This window comes from Runella sp. R0.1_18 (assembly GCF_057652155.1).
Genome location: NZ_JBYFCK010000028.1, coordinates 49,578 through 63,208, shown reverse-complemented (window position 1 = coordinate 63,208; position 13,631 = coordinate 49,578). Strand labels below are relative to the sequence as shown.

Annotated in this window: 17 protein-coding genes; all 17 read right to left on the bottom strand. The window is 38.7% G+C overall.

The features are described from left to right. Positions 1 to 170 precede the first annotated feature (170 nt). Positions 171 to 341, bottom strand: coding sequence for a DDE-type integrase/transposase/recombinase (locus AC23P2_RS28325; RefSeq protein ID WP_487776322.1), 171 nt, complete (start codon positions 339 to 341; stop codon positions 171 to 173). A gap of 155 nt (positions 342 to 496) precedes the next feature. Next, entirely contained in the window at positions 497 to 835 is a 339-nt protein-coding gene (locus AC23P2_RS28320) for an IS3 family transposase (protein WP_487776320.1), read from the bottom strand. Positions 836 to 939: 104 nt separating this feature from the next. Further along, a complete protein-coding gene (locus AC23P2_RS28315) occupies positions 940 to 1,149 on the bottom strand; it encodes a transposase (RefSeq protein ID WP_487776321.1) in 210 nt (69 codons plus the stop codon). A gap of 164 nt (positions 1,150 to 1,313) precedes the next feature. Further along, positions 1,314 to 1,817 (bottom strand): transposase, encoded by a 504-nt coding sequence (locus AC23P2_RS28310; protein ID WP_487776319.1) that lies wholly within the window; start codon positions 1,815 to 1,817, stop codon positions 1,314 to 1,316. A 137-nt stretch (positions 1,818 to 1,954) separates the two neighbouring features. After that, a complete protein-coding gene (locus AC23P2_RS28305; protein ID WP_487776318.1) occupies positions 1,955 to 3,937 on the bottom strand; it encodes a hypothetical protein in 1,983 nt (660 codons plus the stop codon). A 134-nt stretch (positions 3,938 to 4,071) separates the two neighbouring features. Next, positions 4,072 to 4,677 carry a hypothetical protein gene (locus AC23P2_RS28300; protein WP_487776317.1) on the bottom strand — a complete coding sequence of 202 codons (606 nt, stop codon included), beginning with the start codon at positions 4,675 to 4,677 and terminating at the stop codon, positions 4,072 to 4,074. 12 nt (positions 4,678 to 4,689) lie between these two features. Then, positions 4,690 to 5,076 carry a hypothetical protein gene (locus AC23P2_RS28295; RefSeq protein ID WP_487776316.1) on the bottom strand — a complete coding sequence of 129 codons (387 nt, stop codon included), beginning with the start codon at positions 5,074 to 5,076 and terminating at the stop codon, positions 4,690 to 4,692. An 8-nt stretch (positions 5,077 to 5,084) separates the two neighbouring features. Further along, positions 5,085 to 5,921 (bottom strand): hypothetical protein, encoded by an 837-nt coding sequence (locus tag AC23P2_RS28290; protein ID WP_487776315.1) that lies wholly within the window; start codon positions 5,919 to 5,921, stop codon positions 5,085 to 5,087. A gap of 17 nt (positions 5,922 to 5,938) precedes the next feature. Further along, the gene (locus AC23P2_RS28285) at positions 5,939 to 6,424 is read right to left on the bottom strand and encodes a hypothetical protein (protein ID WP_487776314.1); all 486 of its coding nucleotides are present in this window, start codon (positions 6,422 to 6,424) and stop codon (positions 5,939 to 5,941) included. 230 nt (positions 6,425 to 6,654) lie between these two features. Continuing rightward, a complete protein-coding gene (locus AC23P2_RS28280) occupies positions 6,655 to 7,410 on the bottom strand; it encodes a helix-turn-helix transcriptional regulator (protein ID WP_487776313.1) in 756 nt (251 codons plus the stop codon). A gap of 49 nt (positions 7,411 to 7,459) precedes the next feature. After that, a complete protein-coding gene (locus AC23P2_RS28275) occupies positions 7,460 to 8,254 on the bottom strand; it encodes a sensor histidine kinase (protein ID WP_487776312.1) in 795 nt (264 codons plus the stop codon). Continuing rightward, entirely contained in the window at positions 8,254 to 8,883 is a 630-nt protein-coding gene (locus tag AC23P2_RS28270) for a hypothetical protein (RefSeq protein ID WP_487776311.1), read from the bottom strand. Before AC23P2_RS28270 ends, AC23P2_RS28275 begins: the two co-directional genes overlap by 1 nt. 81 nt (positions 8,884 to 8,964) lie before the next feature. Beyond that, entirely contained in the window at positions 8,965 to 9,510 is a 546-nt protein-coding gene (locus AC23P2_RS28265) for a hypothetical protein (protein ID WP_487776310.1), read from the bottom strand. Positions 9,511 to 10,232: 722 nt separating this feature from the next. Then, positions 10,233 to 10,955 carry a DDE-type integrase/transposase/recombinase gene (locus tag AC23P2_RS28260; protein ID WP_487776309.1) on the bottom strand — a complete coding sequence of 241 codons (723 nt, stop codon included), beginning with the start codon at positions 10,953 to 10,955 and terminating at the stop codon, positions 10,233 to 10,235. Continuing rightward, complete coding sequence (locus AC23P2_RS28255; protein WP_487776308.1) at positions 10,952 to 11,257, bottom strand: transposase; 306 nt, start codon at positions 11,255 to 11,257, stop codon at positions 10,952 to 10,954. Before AC23P2_RS28255 ends, AC23P2_RS28260 begins: the two co-directional genes overlap by 4 nt. 326 nt (positions 11,258 to 11,583) lie before the next feature. Beyond that, positions 11,584 to 13,104, bottom strand: coding sequence for a protein kinase domain-containing protein (locus AC23P2_RS28250; RefSeq protein WP_487776307.1), 1,521 nt, complete (start codon positions 13,102 to 13,104; stop codon positions 11,584 to 11,586). 5 nt (positions 13,105 to 13,109) lie between these two features. Further along, positions 13,110 to 13,628 (bottom strand): FHA domain-containing protein, encoded by a 519-nt coding sequence (locus AC23P2_RS28245; RefSeq protein ID WP_487776306.1) that lies wholly within the window; start codon positions 13,626 to 13,628, stop codon positions 13,110 to 13,112. Between the last annotated feature and the right edge of the window lie 3 nt (positions 13,629 to 13,631).

The following is a 13,631-nucleotide window of genomic DNA, read 5'->3' as shown; positions in this document are numbered from 1 at the left end:
ATGCTGTGGTGGAGCGAGGTGAAAAATATGATAAAAATTATAGGTCAACCCTTGTTTAAACCATAGAAATCGGCCCCATCCATAACGACTCAGCAAAAGCATTGTCGTAGGGATCGTCGGCCCGACTCATACTGGGCCTAATATGCCACAAATTTATCAATTCTTTCAACTCAGTCGATACATATTGTCCACGGCACAGGCCGCCCTGCTTGATCTGAATGAATGATTAATCCTGCTAAAGGTTGGCGCATTTGTAAGGCCCTTCTTAGCGAAATGATAACCAGTTCATCTTCCATCGTTTGACCCACATGCCATCCCACTATTTTGCGCGAAAAAAGCAGGGCGGCCTGTGCCGTCCATCCAAATTGCTAATTAAGCCCATTCTCCATTGACCAGTGGCAAATAAGTAATATCACTGACCTAAACTAAATTAGGAGCTATAGGCAAAGTTTGATCTAACAGCAAATTCGGCCAGTAACCTTTTCCATGCCTGCTATCAGTCGTGCGTGGCACAAACGATTTTGCTGGGCCGCCAGTGCGGCTGAATGGCCTTTAAACCAAATCGTTTCATTAGTGCTCTCATCTGATAACGACCAATTATAAAGCCCTGCTCTTTCAGTTCAGCTATAATCCTTCGGCTGCCATATCGGCGTTTATGCTTCGCAAAAACCTGTTCCACCACCTGCTGATTGTTTTTCTTTTCAGCGGTTAATTGATAGCTGCCACCTCGTAAATATCGATAATAAGCTGTGCTCCTTAATCCTAAAACAGAGCATAGGGTTTCTATTCTAAAGTCCTGAGTCAGACATTTTACCAGGCCATATCTTTGTTTCAAGTCTGTTGGCTGACAATGCTCAAGGACGCAACGGCGCACCGTCTTTTTTTAAGATATCACGTTCAATTTCCAACTGCCGAACACGTTGCTGAAGGCGTTGATTATCAATTAGTACTTCGAAAATATAGTCCCGGTAGAAGTTGCTTTTCTTCCCCTTTGGTACGTTGTTTCCATTTGTAGATGAGTGCTTCACTTATCCCCAAGGCCTGAGCCACATAGGCCACACTTTGCCCGTTGGAAATCATCTTAAGCACTTCAGCCTTAAAGTCAGCGTCGTATTTACGACGTTTGAAAGAGTCTTTTTTAGGTTGTATGATCTTGTAAGTTAAGCAAGTTCACTGTACCGATTTATCAGGCCATCTCATAGGTCTCATAGGATTAAATCCCGTGGTGGGTTCTACCCATGCGGCTCCTTAAAGTGCCTATATCCTGCTCAACAACTGAAAAGTAAACTTAACAGTATCTTGATTTTGTTCAATTACACAAATCTAAAGGCGGCCCCGTCACCCTCTACATATACTTTTAATCTTGTACTATCGATGACGATGTGAAGGGCTTCGACAGTGCTATCCTTACAAGGAGCTGGGGCTGAAAAGGCTACTACTTTGGCCTGCCGGCGACATAATTGAGTGTAGCTTGGTACTTGCAGATTCATCTTTATAATGGCTAACATACTCTGAATCAGTCCTTGTGTTTGTCGAAATGCTAATCGAAATACGGCTTTGAGAGCCAAAGCAGCCTGAATGCATCCGTCGGAATAGCGAAACTGGCCACCAGCTGCGCGTGAGCCTTTATAATACCAATTTGCCAGTGTATTTTCACTAAGCCAAAGTGTATCATATCCTCTGCAAATCAATGCTTTATCGTACTCAGGCCAGTTGTTTAGTCGGTACGTTTCTTTAGCTGATTGTGATTTTTTAGCCTTTTTGGTTTTTTTAGGAACTTGGTTGTCAGCTTGGGTAAAAAAGTGTAATTTTGGCATAGCACTGGAGCCCATTGGGCGGTGACTTTGGAGGTTTGGCGATCTCAAAGTTCGCTATTCCAGTGCTTTTTTTATGCAAATTGAGATGATTTACTATAGCCATGCAACAAAGCCCTTTTCGCTCAAAAAGCAAGGCTTTATTTTTTCTTGTCTAATTCATATAATTGCCTGATTTCATTCTCTGTCAATGCTCGATTATAAATCCGAAACTCGTCAAGGGTGGCTTCTCGTAGTGGGCTTTGGTACTTATCAAAAGTAACATTTGGGCAAGAAGTAGATTTTCTAAAATATTGATGATTATTTAATGCCCCAACAAGAATATCATAATTAACATTTAGAATATTTTGCCACTCATCTCTCCCTAAAATGAATTGGTTTCCCGATCCAGATTCGGAGTTACAATAAATTTTAATTACAACAGTACTATTCGACAATTTTTCTCCCACAAAACATATATGTGTATATTCCTCAGAATTAATTTTCCCATATCCTAATGTACCCCAAGCATTAAACACATCTATTTCTCGTTGAAAGCGATAACCAAATAATTCATTATTCTGAGCTTGCCTAAGAATTAACCCATATCCATTGACTGGAGTAAAATCATAGGTTAAGTTACTGTTTATTTTACCAGCAAGTTTATTTTCATATCTATCAAAAATTGCTTTAGGAAATTGAGAAAATCCAGCACCATAAATACAATCATTCGAGATAGGTTCATCAAATTCAGCCTTTTTAATATTTATCCAGAACGAATAAGTCCATCCATCTTCAAATTTAAGAGAGGCCGCTGCTTTAACAAGAATTCTGTTAGGATTATTTAAGTCATATTCTTTGGGGAAGTAAATACCTCTCCCTTTTTGCCCGTCCACATAACTCATTCCACCAATACCCAACATCTGCCCATCGTTTCCATTGCCGCTTTTGTCTTTTGTATCACCATCAAAGGGGTAGTAGGCTACAAGACCATTTTTAGGTACTGGAGAGAGGGGAACGAGGCGGTAATCTAAGGTAGCAGGTGATGAAATTATTTTTGCACTGCCAAAAACAATTGGATTATTATTGATAAATTCTTCGCTGTACTTATCTGGTAGTGCTCTTAAAGCTTCAGTAAAATTCAGTCCATTTAGCATGAGACCGAGGATTAAGGAATTAGTGTACCATCCTATACCCTGTATATCACTCCAACCTACTACGACCCTTGCTCCTTTTTTACGAAAAGTCTTTAAAAAGTGTGTTGTGTCTTTTGCACTTTGGCAGGCACTAATCATTATTTGTGAATTTGGGAAAGAATGATCTTTGTAATTGTTTTCTATAAACTTTTCAGTAATTGCATAATAACTACTAATCTCATTATTTTCTTGGATGCTCATGGGAATAATTTCTCCTTTGAGCCAAAGTTGTTCGTAATCATTATTGAAAAAATATTCAGCACCTTTTCCCAAAAAATATTCCCCTGTAATTAAGCATGAACTTGAATTCGTCATTCCACCATGAGTTGATAAAAATACAATGCCGTATTTATTCAATTGTGTTTTCATAAAATCAATTGTCATATCTTTTCGATCAACTCTATCAACCTGATATCCATTTTTAATAAATTTGTTTTCAATAAAGTCAAAGGTTGCTTTTCGCTTTTCACGCGCCTTGTCATTAGACATCTGATTAATTAAACACACTTTTTTATTCCCAGGATATTCGGCAGCGGCAGTGCGAGCCTTGGCACTGATTGTAGCACTTTGTATCAATTCTTGTTTGGGTTCGGGCGTAATGCTTTGTAAATCGTCTAAGGGCAAGTCTTTATCGGCTGGGTTATACATCCAACCTACTACACCACCTTTTTTGAATTTCACAAACGTGGCATTACTCGTTACGGCCACATCTTCTACTGCGGCTTGTTTTTTAAATTCTGCCACTTTTGCCTCAAATACCATTTGTAGTTTGTCGTTAGGTATGTCCAAAAGCATTTTATCGGCTACTGCCGAGATGGCATTATAAGAGGTTATTATTTCCTGTTTTTCAATATTTCTTAACTCATCAGCAGGTATATCTACTGCTTTTTTTGAACACCCTCCCAAAAATAGAAAAATGATAAATGATGCATTTATTAGTATTTTCATTGTGTTTCAAACGATTTTATGTTATAAAGAGATGCTGTAAAGACTGGTTATTGATCCCTATCAAAATTGGGTGGAAGCAAAACACCTCCACCCATATTGCGTCTATGTAATCAAATTTACCTATAAAAATAAGGTCAGAATTTAACGGAAACCCCAAACTGACCTACCGAAAATCCCGTTCCCAATTCGCCAAATACCGCCATGTTTTTATTGAAAAAATAGCGTGCGCCCACGTGAAGCGGAATGAAAAGTGTTTTCATGCCTGTTTCTTTCTTAAACTCACGTTTGTATTCTCGGCGAAGTTCGCGGCGTTCGGCCTTGGTTAGGTCGGGGTCGTTGAAGTCTTCTATCTCCGATAATGCCACATACCGATACCCCAAGCCAATCCCTGCGTACAGGTCCAATTTATCAGGCATGAGTTGAAACATCTCTGCCAGATGATAGCTTCCTCTCAAAGCACCGTGTAAAAAGTGAGCCCTGCCAAATCCATCTTTGTTGTGATATTGCGAATATCCCCATTGTACGCCAGCACTTACTTGGTTGGTGATGCCAATATCAGTGGTAAGGCTTGCACCTACGCTATTGTGTTTGGGGGAATAGCTCAAAAATCCCTCCTGAATAGAATAAGCCCCTGCACCAATGCCCAAGTTGGCTACTTTAGTGTCTTTATGGAAAGCTTGAGCGAAAAGTTGTCCAAAAGAAATAAAGAACAACGCTAAAAAGACATTTGTAATTTTCATAGTTAGTGATGGTTAGTATTTGATAAAGGTTTCGACGAATTCATCCCCTTCTTCATTGATTTCGATGATAGTCAGGGTTTTGTCTTGAATATGAGCCGACATTTTCTCATTGTGAGCCATAAGGAAACCCTCTTCTATGATAAGATGAGGTTCGGAGGTTATTTTGTAATGAACACTTCTTTCGCTGTAAATCAATAAGCCATCGGCCGTAAACTCAAAAACTTCGTTAGCGTAGAGTTTTTGGTTGATTTGTGTTAGTTCATGGGCATATTTGTTGTCAGAAGTAGTTTCCAACTTTACTAATTTCCACTTGCCTACAATCGTTTCGGGACTCACACCAGTGCCTTTGGTACAGGCGGTAGCGATTAAAAAAGAGAGAATAAAAATGAAGGGTTTCATCTGGGTTTTTAGTTTTGTTTAACTTTTTCAATTATTTTATCATAATCCTTGCTAATTTGGCTTTTGATGCCATTCATAGCCATTGTCACGGCCTTGATATTGGAGTAATGAACTGCGCCGAATTTTGAATAATTCCAAGGATACCAACCAGTACTTGTTTGACCCATCCCTCGGGATTCATATCTCGCAATGGTATTGCCTGATACATCAGAAAGAGAAACTTCAATGTCAATGACAGCACATTGTTTTCGGAAACGTCTGATTCCGTACATGGTAGCTCCGCCAAAAGCATTAAAAATTCCCAACCCTATAGGAAATCCCCATTTTTTTTGGCCTTGTATCCCCGTAATTGGGTCTATTTCAGGCATTTGGTCGTTATAGGTAGAAATAGCTGAAAGCGTACCAAAAGCCAATCGAACGGGTGTTGTGACCTTATTCCATTTTCGTTTATTGGCCCAATACTCCCTTACAGCTACTGTGGCTATCAGTTTACGTGTTCCTGTGGCTTCCCCCATATTATTAATAATATCGCGTTCTATGATGGTACGGGCATCTTTTTTACGGTCGTCTTTGATGTAACGGTCGTGGGCAAACGCATTGGCAATTCCATAGAAAAAACTCAAAAATGGGTCTGAACTCCACATTAATGTGCCTGTTCCTTTTTTGACCATGTATTCTTCATAGTTCGCATCCAATGTCTCTTCTCTGACGTTGGGCTCAACGGCAAAAGGAAACTTATTCTCCATGGGTGTTTTGGGATAAACACTTGACAATGGAATTTTGCGTTGGCAGTTTGATAAGCATAGCAGTAGCAGCCCGCCACTAATCAGCAGATTCATTTTCATAAAATAGGGGTTTATAGTTAGAGTTTGGTTGCGGTCAGTAAGTATCGAGCATTATTGAATTGAAAATCAAGAGTCAAAACATTGTTTTTGATAAACCCCAAGATTGCTTTACTGTCATTACTGTCAATGAGTTGCGTACGATCTGCATCGTACTTGAGCGAGACAGTCCGGAAAGTTTTGGCATCAGTAAGAAAAACGGGACTCTGTCCGAATTCAAATTCAACAGGTGTGCCCAGTCCTACGAGTTCGTCGCTGTATTTGGCAATGGACAATTGCATATTCATCAATACTGCGGTTGTCTCAGATCGTCCGTTCTTAAGCGAGTTTTTACCCGGATAATTACAAAATTCATTGCCAACTTCGATATGCGATACCTGATAAGTACCAACCAATTTGTCAGCCTTTGGAGCTGCCGTACCAACAATATCCTGAGCTATGTTACAGGAAGTAAGAGCCCATATCAGATATATGAGCATGGGTAAAAAAGAAAATCGGACAGACATAAATTTTAAGTTTTGTGAGTATTTGTTTTATGTTAACATCACAAACTTAAATGCAGATCAGCTGTTGTCAAATTGTAAAAATAAGTATTTACAGTTATTGTTGTGCTGTGGAGTAACTCATTGTTAATTAGTGGCTTATGTGGTATTTTGTTGGTATAATAAACAAAAAGTTGAATTTAACTGCTAAAAATCTCTGTTTTGAATTTACAATAAAGGAGTCCTTTTTTGGGCTATCTCGTCGTAAATCGGAGCACTCCCAAATAGATAGCTTTAACCATCAGTGCTTCGTTGGTTGCCACATTAAACAGCTCTCTTAACTCAGCCAAATGCTTATCAATGGTCTGTTGTGCTTTATTCAGACAATCTTTTTCTGCCATTTGTCTAGAGGTCTTACCTGTGGCCAGTAAATGTAAAATTGGTTTTTTAAAGGGGCTGATTTCAAAGCCTCTGACAGTTGTTGCTACTTCGATTTCATATACTGCATCAATTTCATCAATAATAGGTTCAACTACATCTTTTTCTTTCTTATAACTTTTAGCCAATTTGATTAGGGCTACTTTCAGAATCGTATCACCCAATAATTCTCGTTTTCTTACCACTTCTGATTTTGAAAGGCAAGCCTTTACATTTGGGATTTTGAGCAGGGATTCTGCCAACGTTTTATCTTCCAACAAATCACTGATGATAATAATCTTGGTCTGAATGTAATATTTAGACAGGTAAATGGCTACATCTTTTCCATTAACTTGGTCGGATTTACCAAATAACAAATCCAATAACAGCACATCCGGAGGCACACTGTCTTTTCGATGTAATTCCGATTTGAGCTTATCAAATGTGTCAACCACAAAATCCAAAGTAATTTTGTTGGGCGAGTCCCTCGATTTTTTTTTCGCAATGAGTTCATTGACACAGTCAGATAGATACTGCTGAATCATCAAATGATCTTCTAAAATGCCGATACGAATTTGCTTTAAATTGTGCATAGTAATGTACAAATTGAGTAGTTACAGGGTATAATTCCATAGAAATGAGTTATAATTCGACAATCAGTTCCAGCTCAGTTCCCACGCCTGGTTGACTGAAGAATCGCCCTTTTTTATCTAAACTGAACAATACACCTTCTATATCAAATAGTCCCCTGCCTGTTGACTGCGCCTTAATTTTTTTCATATCAAAACCACGTCCGTTATCTTTCATGTAGAGGCTGATTCCCTTTTTATGATGGCTTAAATAGACTGAAATATCAGAGGCATGGCTGTGCAAAACACTGTTTGTAACAAACAGGTTAATAAGGTTATAGATATTGAATTGGATGGTTTTACAACGGCGATTTTTTTCTTCATCAGAGTATTTTTGATTTAGCAGATCAAAATTACCTTCTGGTTTGAAATGAATACTACCCTCAAACGTTTGTTGCTTTTGTTGTAACAACTCCCTGCATACTGGTATCAAACCGCTAATGTCTAATTTTCGAGGATAGGTGGACTCATATATTTCGGCAAGTGTGGCTTTGGTCTGCTGAATATCTTCTGTTATTTTATCAATTTCCTGCTTCAGATCTTCCAAGTCTGCAAAGCGTTTTGCCAATAGATCGGCCACTTCCCTGACCGTTTCTATTTTCAACTGAAGGCCGAGCAAATCTCCTCCTACTTCGCTGTGCAGGCGATTGGCAATAACAGAGCGCGTTTGTGTTTCGCTTTCATTTTGTTTTTGGATGATCGTATCTCGTTGGCGGATTTTATCTTTCAGAAATCCAAAAATGACCGACAAAAGAAACCCTGTCACTGCTGTGACTGTCAGTAAAAAACCAATATTTCCGTAAGGCATCAGTATTTTAGTTTTGAATGGCCGGCAAGTACCCAATTTTTAGAAATACCGAAAGCATAACCAAAGAAATACAAGGCTATGATATTCAGTATTCCATAAATTGAATAAAAAATCAGAGCATACCGTTCCTCTCCAGTAATGGGTGAGGGTATTTGAGCTGGCAACGCCATCAAATAATTGATAATCATTCCTACACATACCCAAAAAAAAGGTACGGTAACAAAGTAAGCATTGGAGTTGTTTAATTTTCGGATGTATTGAAATGAAAAAATTAAAACCACAAAAATCAAGAAACAAGAGGCCATCCATGATTCGTTCAATCCGGCATCCGCATATTTAAAGGACTGATAAAACTCATAACACCACAAGCTCATAAAAACGACCAAAAGGCTAATCAGCATGGCCTTTGAAACGGATAGATGTATCCTAAATAGCCATAACACCGTCAGAAATTCAAAAATTTTACGCAGATTAATTACGGGTTCGGGTACATGAGGCCATTCCGCAGATTGTTGGGCAATTTGATGATAAATTGCCAATGATAAATCGACAACCCAAAACCAACCCCAAAGTGCAATTTTAGACTTTTGGCAGTATTTGTAACGGATGCCCCAAACGATAAGCATCACCAACTCAGTGATGAAGAGCACATAGTAGGAATAGGTGAAAAAGGTTTGCATACATATAACTCAGTTTGGAGTCTGTGGTTGTTATTGTTCGCCTTTGTATTTTGAACAGGCTCTAAGATAATCAGTAATGTCGGGAATTACAGTTAATGGCGATACCACACCATTTCCTCCTCCTTTAATTGGGTAAAGTTGAAACTGATTTTTCAAGCAATTTTGGATGTATTGCTGATATTGTATAATGTTTTTGAATGAATCCCCAATAGCATCTGCTTTTCGGGCACATTCGCAATCATAAAATTCAAAGAATCCTTTTGTATATTTTTCTTCTATCTTTTCCTTGTCTTCCAAAAACTTAATCCCCAATATACCTTGTCCTTTCTCGGCCCATAGGATAGCATCAATTTCGGGATTAAGTTCATAAATATGGTTAAGTTCATCAGATATCTCTTTATCGTATCTGGTGGAAATGATAGTGGCAGCATCAAGGACTTCCTCCAAATTCTCCTTACCAATTCTCTGATTGGAGATCGATTGATGGACTTCGGTTGGTTCAATATGATTTGAGCTGCGATCAGAACATGCATATAAACTCAAAAGGGTAATAAGAAGGATTACTTGATTTTTCATAGATTTTTATTGGTTTTAAGGTTTTGCAAATTTGGAAAGTTTATCTGGGCTCTGCCAAAGAAAAAATGCTCTAATGATTAATATGTTCATTTTCAATTATATACATTTCGTCATTTAGATAAAAAGTAGAATTTCCCTGCTTTTTATCTAAATGCTTTTTTATCAATGCTTAGGTAGGCAGAGGCAGGTATTGTCACTATTTCAGGCCTGAGTATGAAATGAAGCAGTAGTAATAAGTCTCTGAGAAAATGACCCCAAGTGGAACAGAATATTTAGGTATGACCTGTAACTACTCGCCTTAATCGGAGTATACTGTGCTGACCGCTAAATACTGGACACTGGGTTTCACTTATTTTAGGGAATAGGGATTTGATTAATGGGGCTATTTTTCATATCCAAACCCTTTGACTGCAAGAATTCAGATGGACTTTGAAAGCCAACACCTCCGTGAATTGTGCTGACCGATAAAAACTGGACAAAAAACCATCCCTTATTTTAGAGAATGGGAACTCGGTTAATGGGACTATTTTTCATATCGATTCCTTTTTGAAGAAGGAACTCAGCAGGACTCTGAAAATTGATTCCGCCATGAATTCTTTCAAAATTATAGAAATCACGGAATTGATTCATTATTTTTTTTGCATCACTTATATTACTGAACTCAAACTTCTGACAGACAGCACTTTCCATAATGGAATGATACGATCGCTCCGGCGACCCGGTCAATATGACTGTTCTGTTGAGGTGTAGCAGGTTTGGTAAATTCCTGAACGACCTGTTTGTCTTTGAAATACTTTTGAACCATTTCGGCGATGAAGCGGTCCGCCGCCACGGTGTGCTCCGTTATCGCATCGCACATACATTTTTTCAGGAGTCCTCATGTGTTCAAATATTCTTTCAAATAGGCTAATAACATCCTGATATTTAATAGAATAACCTATATGATGGCTGATATTCCAACGGGAATAAACATCTAAAACAGTCAAAACTTGCATATTTCTGTTTTGCCCTGCAACCCATACGAATTTAATGTCAAATTCAAGGTAGCAGAAGGCGATTTCGACCTGCGGTAACAAATCTTTGACCCAGTTGCGTTTAGATTTTTTCGAGCTATTAACATATTGATTTCTCAGTAATTGATGGCTTTTCATAAGTCGATAAACTAAATGTTTGCTAATATTTAATCGCTTCTTTCTACGCAAATAGATGTAGGTTTTGTAATAACCATAATCAACAAAAGGGTGATTGAAAAGCGCATGAATATATTTAATAACAACCTCATTATCAACAACTTTTCCATTTTCATCAATTGCTTTTGCATAAGGCTTACGTCCCTGTTTGCCCTCGGAGGGTCGGTAGTAATAGCTACTTCGAGCAATAGAGCATAGAGCCAACAATTTATTCTTGGAAAAGTGGTTGTCAATAAATTCTTGTGCTATTATCAACCGCTCTTGTTGAGGGGGGAAGTTTTTTTTAACAGGGCATCCTTTATACGAATTTCAAGCTCCTTCTCAGCTACCAGTTCTTTAAGTGCCTGATTCTCGCGTAAAAGGCGATGATATTCTTTGCTTGAAATAGTAGTCTCAACCTCTTTTAATACGGAGGGGGATAGTTCGGATGCCCAACGGTAAATCATGGAGGTCGAAACCTCAAATTGACGGGCAGCAGAGGAGGCTCCGTGTTCTTGGTAATACTGGAGGATGGCTTTTTTCTCGCTTTCACTCCAACGTTTGCGGTGTTTGCTCATTTGAACTACAAGTTAAGAGATTCCCTTAGCTTTGTGTCCAAACTTTTATCGGGCTGGAAAGAGGTTCTGTCCTTCTCTATAAAACACTAAAATCATTTAGCAGCATTCATAGACAACATCAAAGCACTTTGATGGCCTTACGGATACGGTTTTTTACAGGTAGTAAAAAAGTCCTAAAAACCTGGCTGGTTTGCTTGTACTTAATGAGACTAAACCTTTCCAACTTCCAGTATGGCTAAGATAGATATGTTGAAGGTGATATTGGGAAACGTGCAGGCAATAGTACTGTAAAAAGTCGGAGTAGGGATGATTCCAAGAATAAACACCTACTCCAACTCAACTCTTAACGTAGTATCTCCCAGTGTAATGATATCACCTGGTTTAAGTAAAGTCCCTTTTTCTCCTACTGCCACAGAGTTCAAAAAAGTGCCATTACGAGAAGTTACCCATTGAAAATTAGAACCTACCTTACGAAATTGTCCATCTCTAATAAACCAATTGCCTGTCTTCAACCCTAACTCAATCGTGGCCTGAGTACGAGAAATATAACACGGCTCTTCCAATTCTACTATTGAAATATCGTTTAAAGTAGGCTCATCTTCCTCATGACGTCCAAGTGTAAGAAAGCCCTTTTCCGTCATCATATCTGATAAATTAAAAGTCAAATCAGGCTGCCATCCATTCATTACTCGCAAAACCATCTTCTGTCCAATTATGAAAGAACGTGTAGGTTTGGGGATATTTTCTGTCGAGTGGCGAGCAGAGGGCAGGTAGGTCAAAATTTCTTCTATATTACTGATACGTTTCTTATTGTCTGCTTCTATACACTTCTCAATCAAGTCTGCCCAGAAATTAGAAATTAGCGTTCCTCTAAGGTTTTGAAGTAATTGCCAATCATTTTTCCTTACTTTTTCACAGTATATTTCAAATTCTTGGTTGTATTTGTCAGGATCTTTTTCGTCCAAATCTGGTGGATTGCCATAAGGGAATTTACCATGGGTGATCAATTCAAACATAACAATACCAAAAGCAAAAACATCGGTAACACTTCCTAATGCCTTAAAAGCATTGGCGCGGTCAAATTGCTCTGGAGGAATATAAGCATCTGTACCTAGCGTAAACTTGATTCCTCCTTTAACATTCGTTTCAGTAAGGCGACTATTCAAGTAGCCCGCAATACCAAAATCTGTTAATTTTACCTGATTATCATGAAACAAAATATTTTCTGGCTTCAAATCTCGGTGTATTATTCCTTGACTGTGGAGTGCCAGAAGACCCTTCAAAATACCAGAAGCAATATCTAATATTTCTATTTCTGAATACTGCTTCCGAATATTATCCCGCAATGAGCCGCCTTCGCAGTAGTCCATCACAAAAAACGGATTACCATTGATATACCCCTTATCAAGTGCGTGTACTAAATATGGACTCCCTACGTCGGTTGCCATTTTGGCTACTTTATATTCTTGCAAAAACCGCGCTTCTACTTTTTTACGGTCACGGGGGTTGATAGCCCACATACGTAGCATTTTCAGTGCATAAAGTTTAGGACTTCCTCCTTTCTTTTTTTCACGCTCTACCAAAAACACTTCGCCATAACTACCGCTACCGATATTTTTAACCACTACGTATTTATCCCCTTTTTCGGTTTTGAAACTACTTCCTACCTCACCACTAAATTCGCTCACTTCTGGTTTTTCAGGAAGTTTTACAAATATACTTATCCACTTTTTAAACAATTTTTGGGCTTTACTTTCTTGGGGCAAAGGCGTACCACAAGTCACACAGGTCTTGTGCGTGGGCAAATTTTCAAAACCACAACTTTTACAGGCAATTTTATCCGACATATCTTTTAATCATCTAAACCAGCTTGATTCTGGGTTTCAATCTCAATTCTGACCAAACGATCGCCGAGCAATATCACATCTCCTGATTTTAACGGCATAGGATTATTAACTTGAATGAATGTTGTCTGTGCACCAGTTTGGTTAGAGATAAAGACTTGACCATTTTTTACTTCCAACAACGCATGACCTTTGGCAGAGAGCGTAGGGTTATCAGGGTCTATATTGTGACGGGTAAGTAGAATACTATCTTCCTCAACTATCAAAGTGTCTCTTTGGATTTCGTCCTCTTTACAAAGTGGCGTGAGTTTGATTGTACTTTTTTTGGGTTTTGCCAGCGGCTTCGTATAAGGATTGATCGTTTTGGCACTGTTGCGTACAGTAGGAGGCGAAATTACGGGCTCTATTTCCTGTGCAGAGGGCATAGGCACAACCTCCTCTTCTTCAATGCGTGGATAACTCACCACCTCTTTCACTGGCTCAGGAGTAGTGCTTCGATCTAAACGGGTTTTTTTGAAAATAGACATGAC